At 62.9% G+C, this 5,468-nt stretch carries 6 protein-coding genes and 2 pseudogenes; 3 read left to right on the top strand and 5 right to left on the bottom strand.

Annotation, left to right across the window (positions count from 1 at the left end; all coding sequences use genetic code 11):
• Window positions 1-82, top strand: a pseudogene (locus ABW043_RS13095) (30S ribosomal protein S21); the annotation flags it as partial.
• Between the two features lie 198 nt (window positions 83-280).
• On the opposite strand, the gene ABW043_RS13090 reads toward ABW043_RS13095, so the two are convergent.
• From ABW043_RS13090 to ABW043_RS13075, 4 genes are all read right to left on the bottom strand, one after another.
• Complete coding sequence (locus tag ABW043_RS13090; RefSeq protein ID WP_353921649.1) at window positions 281-1,495, bottom strand: multidrug effflux MFS transporter; 1,215 nt, start codon at window positions 1,493-1,495, stop codon at window positions 281-283.
• 19 nt (window positions 1,496-1,514) lie between these two features.
• Window positions 1,515-2,327, bottom strand: coding sequence for an alpha/beta hydrolase (locus tag ABW043_RS13085; protein WP_353921648.1), 813 nt, complete (start codon window positions 2,325-2,327; stop codon window positions 1,515-1,517).
• A 50-nt stretch (window positions 2,328-2,377) separates the two neighbouring features.
• Window positions 2,378-3,016 carry a DsbA family oxidoreductase gene (locus tag ABW043_RS13080; protein WP_353921647.1) on the bottom strand — a complete coding sequence of 213 codons (639 nt, stop codon included), beginning with the start codon at window positions 3,014-3,016 and terminating at the stop codon, window positions 2,378-2,380.
• Between the two features lie 81 nt (window positions 3,017-3,097).
• On the bottom strand, window positions 3,098-3,646 hold the full coding sequence (locus ABW043_RS13075) for a tryptophan-rich sensory protein (RefSeq protein ID WP_353921646.1): 549 nt from the start codon (window positions 3,644-3,646) through the stop codon (window positions 3,098-3,100).
• Window positions 3,647-3,792: 146 nt separating this feature from the next.
• On the opposite strand from ABW043_RS13075, the gene ABW043_RS13070 reads away from it, so the two are divergent.
• Entirely contained in the window at window positions 3,793-4,005 is a 213-nt protein-coding gene (locus ABW043_RS13070; protein WP_353921645.1) for a SlyX family protein, read from the top strand.
• A 12-nt stretch (window positions 4,006-4,017) separates the two neighbouring features.
• Here the strand turns inward: ABW043_RS13070 and ABW043_RS13065 are convergent, their stop codons facing one another.
• Window positions 4,018-5,031, bottom strand: coding sequence for an alpha/beta hydrolase (locus ABW043_RS13065; protein ID WP_353921644.1), 1,014 nt, complete (start codon window positions 5,029-5,031; stop codon window positions 4,018-4,020).
• Window positions 5,032-5,161: 130 nt separating this feature from the next.
• Between ABW043_RS13065 and ABW043_RS13060 the strand changes: the two are divergent.
• A pseudogene (locus tag ABW043_RS13060) lies at window positions 5,162-5,468 on the top strand (ligase-associated DNA damage response exonuclease); the annotation flags it as partial.

Raw genomic sequence — 5,468 nt, 5'->3', positions numbered from 1 at the left:
GGCCGTTCGTCGCGCCCGCAAGCTGGCTCGCAAGCGTGCACAGCGCGAAGGCTTGATCGCCGCGCCGCCGCCGCGCAACTAGTCGCGCGAAGCTGCAGAAATTTGAAAACGCCGTCCTCCGGGGCGGCGTTTTTGTTTTTGGGGTTGCTTGGGCTTTTGCGCTGATGCTCCCGACGTCGTCACCACCGGGCTTGTTCCGGTGGTCCCCAGCGGAGGCGAGATGGATTGCCGGGACAAGCCCGGCAATGACGATGCAGGGGAGGGGCGAGCTTGTTGGAGACTAAGTCCGTCGTACGCGCCGCAGGTCGGTCAGAGCGAGAGCGATCGCTAGAGCCGCAAGGCCGGGCATGAGTGTGACAAGCGCCGTGCGGGCTTCGGGGAAGAAGAGCGTGCCCGCGAGCGAAGCCAAAAAACCGCCGCCCATCTGGAAGAAGCCGGTGAGGGCGCCCGCCGAGCCGGCGATTTCGCCGAAACCGGACATGGCGGCGGCGGTAGCGCTGGGGCTGAGGCAGGCAAGCGAGAGCATCCAGAAGCCGACGGGAATCATCACGGCGAGGACCTCATTGGGCCAGATGCGTGGACCCACGGCGTAGCCGAGACCGGCGAGGGCGATCAGGACGAGACCGATCGCGACAAGCTGCCAGCCGTCGAGGTGCTTTGAGAGGCGCGCGGCGATGATGTTGCCGGTGATGAAGGAGCCGGTCTGGATCAGCATGGCCATGGCGAACTGGAAGGGCGTGAGGCCGATCTGGTCGATGAGCACGAAGGGCAGCAGCGCGGCCGAGGCATAGAAACCGCCGAAGGCGGCGGCAAGAGTGCCGGCCGGGAGCAGGAAGGCGGGGGCGCGGAGCAGGCGGCCGTAGTTGCCGATGATGGTCGACGGCTTTAGCGGGACACGCCGATCCTCGGGCAGTGTCTCGCGCGCCGAAAAGCCGAGCAGGGCGATGATGGCGAGGCCGAAGGCCGACATGACCATGAACATGACGTGCCAGGAGCCGACGAGCATGATGACGCTGCCGAGGGTCGGGGCGACGGCGGGCGCGACGGTGAGGACGAGATTGATGAGCGTGAGAATGCCGATGGCTTCGCGGCCGACAAAGAGATCGCGCACCATGGCGCGCGACAGCGCGACGCCGGCCGAGACGCCAAAGCCCTGCAGCACGCGGCCGAGGAGGAGCACTTCGAGGCTTGGCGCGAAGGTAGCGACCAGACCGCCAAGGACATAGATGGCAAAGAACGCAATGCCGACGGCGCGGCGGCCGAAACGGTCCGAGAGCGGGCCACAAATGAGCTGGGCAAGCGCGAAGGCGGCGAAGTAGACCGTCAGGGTGAGCTTGCCGCCGGCGTCATTGGTGCCGAGGTCGGTGACGAGGGAGGGCAAAGCCGGGGCGTAGAGCGTGAGGCTCAGGGGGCCGGTCGCCACCATGAGCCCGCCAATGATGGCCGTGCGGCGGCCGGACATGGCGGGTGAGGCTGAGCTGGATTGGTCGGTCATGGGTCGCGGTAGTCTTCTGTCAGTTCACCGCGCCTGCGCGGATGAAAAAGGCCTTGGCCTTGTCCCATATGCCGGCGTCCCAGAGGTCGGAATGGCCGGCATCCGGGACGATCCAGAGGCTGTCGGGATTGGGAGCGAGGGCATAGAGGCGTTCGCCATTGGAAACGTCGATGGTGCGATCGGCGGTGCCGTGGGCGACCATGACGGATTCGCTGACGTCGGCGATCCATTCATTGGAGCGGAATTGGTCGAGCATGACCCAGTTGACCGGCAGAATGGGATAGCGCTCGGCGGCGACGGTGACAGCCGAGAGGAACGGCGTTTCCAGCAGCAGGGCCTTTGCGTCGCGTTCGCTCGCCACATAAGTCGCGGGGCCGGTGCCGAGGGAGCGGCCCCAGATGACGATGGGGAAATTCTTGGCCGCGGCCCAATCATAGGCGGCGATGGCGTCGGCCAGAATGCTTGCTTCGCTGATCGTACCGGGCGAGGTCGGAAAACCGCGGTAATCGAAGGCGAGAAAGCCAAAGCCTTCGGACACGAAGCGCTCGAAGCGGATGTGTTCGGCAGTGAAGCTGCCCGAATTGCCCTTGTAGTAGACGATCAAAGGCTTGCCGGGCTGGGGTGGCTGGTACCAGCCATTGATGACGGCGCTATCGACGGGGATGGAAATTTCCGCGGCGTCCGGGAGGACCGTGTCCGCCAGCGCCGTTATTTCGCCAGTCGCCTCATATTGCAGGGCGCGCTGGTTGAAATACATGAAGCCGACGGCCCCCGTGTAAACCACGAGGACCAGGGCGATAAGCGCGATGGCGCCAATTCTGAGAAGCTTCACCGGCCGTTCCCGAACAGTTTCCTGCTCTGCCTATAACAGGCGCAGAGCGATCAGAGTTCGGAAATCGTCTTGTCGAGCGCCTGGGCGAAAACTTCGTCGGGCTGGGCGCCGGAGAGAGCGTATTTTTCGCCGAAGACGAAGAAGGGCACGCCGCGAATACCCTGTTGGGCAGCGGAGGTAGCGAGCTGTTCGGTGATCGCGAGTTCGTTGGCGTCGTTCATGGCATCGAGCGCATCGCCACGATCCCAGCCGAATTTCACCGCAACATCGGCGAGGATGTTGTCGTCGTTGATCTGCTGATGGTCGAGGAAATAGGCCTCGGCAATGGCATTGGCCAATTCGTGCTGGTTGCCATTGGCCTTGGACAGCCGGGTGATGGTGTGCGCCTTGGCCGTATTGAACATGCGCGGCTGTTGCGAGAGGTCAAGCTCGATGCCGGCCTTCTTCGCTTCGCCTTCGACCCGCTCCCACATCTCCCTGGGCTCGCGGCCGTACTTTGCCTTCAGCATTTCGCCGACATCGACGCCTTCGGGCGGTACGGTGGGATCGAGATAGAATGGGTGATTTTCAACGACCACTTCCACGTCATCGGGAAGTTTGGCGAGGGCCTGGTCTAGCCGGGCCGAGCCGACGAGGCACCAGGGGCATACGACGTCGGTAAAGACATCGATCTTGAGCAAGCGAGCCATCTTGCGCTCCAACAGATGAGATTGCTCTGACATGGAGCGCAGCGGGCCCGCTCGCAAGAAGGCACTTTGCGGTAACCGTGATCAGGCCGCGGCGGGAGGGGCGTTCTGAGCGGTGATCAGCGCAAACGGCGGGCTCCAGGCGGCGGCGACGGCAAGGCCGAGCGCAGCACCGAAACCAACCCAGACAAGCACCGGGATCATCAACCAGCCACCGAGGCTGGAGACGGCGGCAATGCGGATGCTCGTGGCAAGCGCAAGGAGCAGGACAGAGGTCATCACCAGCGCCAGGGCGAGGGAATCGAGAGCGGCGGCGGGGAAGGGAAATGCGATCATGGCGGCGACGAGCGCGATGCCCCAGGGCAAGACAGTGCGGCTCTTACTCGCGGCAAGGCCAATGGCGAGACCCAAGGTGAACAATAGGACGAGATGAATGGCGGCACCAGCCCAACCGGGAAGGCCGGCGGGAGAGAAGAAGTATGGCTGGAGGCCCGCAGCGTCAGCGACGAAGTTGACACCACCAAAGGCGGCAAGCGGCAGAACGGCTGACAGCGCCAGGCGTGCCAAGGCGCCGAAATCGACCGAGGTGATGGTCGGATGCAGACTAGTTTCTTTTGCCGTGATGGTCGCCATTTTGCGGCTCCCGCTGTTCATGTTCACGGAGTCAATGGCGTTGGGGGCCGAGAAGTTCCCCTTGGCTTAACACTCTCGCGTGTAGGGATAACTTGCGGACGGGCGCGACGGGGCCTATCTGGAGCCAGTCTTTGCGAGGTAGCGCCGTGTCAGATCAGGATCAGAACGAGCGGCTTGAACGCCTCGAAAGCCGCGTAGCATTTCAGGACCAGACCATCGAGGACCTCAATGCGGTCATTACCGAACAGTGGATGGTGATCGAGCAGTTGCGCCGCAAGATCGAAGTGATGGAAGAGCAGGTGCGCAGTGGCGGCTATATCGCCGATCCTTCAAGCGAAAAGCCGCCGCCGCACTACTGATTAGTCTGCAGGCTAACGGCTCAGCGTTTCTGCGAGGAACGGCAGGCTGATATCCATGCGATAATCAACGCTCGAGTGATTGTCGGGGAATTCCTCGTAGCGGTGGGCAATGCCTTTTTGCTCGAGCGTGCGGTGAATACGGCGGGAGCCGTAGAGGATGTTGTATTGATCCTCGGTGCCGCAATCGAAGTAGAAACCCTTCAATTTGGCGATTGATTCCGCGTGGGTTTCGACCATGCGGGCGGGGTCCCATTTGAGCCAGTTGGCCCAGCGGTCTTCGATGAGTTCGCAGGTATCAAGAGTTACCGGCAGGCGCAGGCCGAGGAAGCTGCTGGGTTCCGGGTCGGGATCGAAGCTGGCGGCCTGAGCGAGGATCATCAGGAGCAGCGTGTCCTTGCCGTCGATCTTTTGCTTGGCTTCAAAGGCGCGCATCCAGGTTTCGATGGAGTTTTCCGATTTGGCTAATGCGCGCAGGCTGTTGGGGAATTCCGGGATGTAGAGATTTTCAAACCCGGCATCGCCGGAATGGCTGGCGGCGGCGGCCCAGAAATCGGCGTGCAGCATGGCGTGGATATGAGCGCCGAAACCGCCTGAGGACTTGCCGAAAACACCGCGCCGTCCGGCACCGCCGCAGGAGAATTTTTCTTCCACGAAGGGCGCCATCTCGCCGATGAGGAAATCCTCGTAGTTCCCAAGGACGGGGCTGTTCACATATTGATTGCCGCCGAGGCGCGAAAAGCAATCGGGGAAGGCGACGACGACGGGCGGCATCTTGTTGTCGCCGATGAGGCGATCGAGACGCTCGGGGACGTTTTCGCCGAAATTTTTCCAAGCGGTGTGCGCGGGGCCGCCTGCGGTATAGCCGACGAGATCGACGAGCAGCGGCAGGCCTTCACCGGTGTGGCCGGCGGGAATGTAGACGTCGACGAGGCGGTTGGTCGGATCGCCGAGGCGATTGCCGGCAAGGGCCTTGCTGTCGATGGTGAGCCGGTGGATGGTGCCTGCGGGATGGGTGGTGCGGCGCATATCTTGCTCCTCTTTTGCCTCCGGTTTGGAACAGCGCGGCTCGATTGACAACCCATAGACGGCAATGACGCGGTGGCTGCATCAGCCGGATGCTGTGAACCGCCAGCGGCCGGCTTGCGTTGAGGGGATCATGGGTTTCATCATCGACCGCAATCTCTATGTGCCCGCACTCGACGCGTGGATCGATCCGTCCGAGCCAAAGGCGCGGGCGATCATTACCCATGGGCATGCCGACCACGCGCGTTCGGGCCACGGGTCGGTGCTGGCGACGCCGGACACGGTGGAAATCATGAAGGTGCGCTATGGCGAAGATTGCGCCGGGCGATTTCAGGGGCTCGATTTTCATGAGCCGCTGAAGATCGACGGGGCGACGGTCACGTTCTTTCCGGCCGGGCATATTCTGGGGTCGGCACAGGTGCTGATCGAGGCCGAGGGGC

Source organism: Devosia sp. (assembly GCF_040509215.1).
Classification (GTDB): domain Bacteria; phylum Pseudomonadota; class Alphaproteobacteria; order Rhizobiales; family Devosiaceae; genus Devosia.
Note: the sequence above shows the minus strand (reverse complement) of the source record. Positions and strands in the feature narration are given on the sequence as shown.

Coding starts and splice junctions, on each gene's coding strand:
- ABW043_RS13090 (WP_353921649.1), bottom strand. CDS start 1,495: ATGACCGACCAATCCAGCTCAGCCTCACCCGCCATGTCCGGCCGCCGC.
- ABW043_RS13080 (WP_353921647.1), bottom strand. CDS start 3,016: ATGGCTCGCTTGCTCAAGATCGATGTCTTTACCGACGTCGTATGCCCC.
- ABW043_RS13075 (WP_353921646.1), bottom strand. CDS start 3,646: ATGGCGACCATCACGGCAAAAGAAACTAGTCTGCATCCGACCATCACC.
- ABW043_RS13065 (WP_353921644.1), bottom strand. CDS start 5,031: ATGCGCCGCACCACCCATCCCGCAGGCACCATCCACCGGCTCACCATC.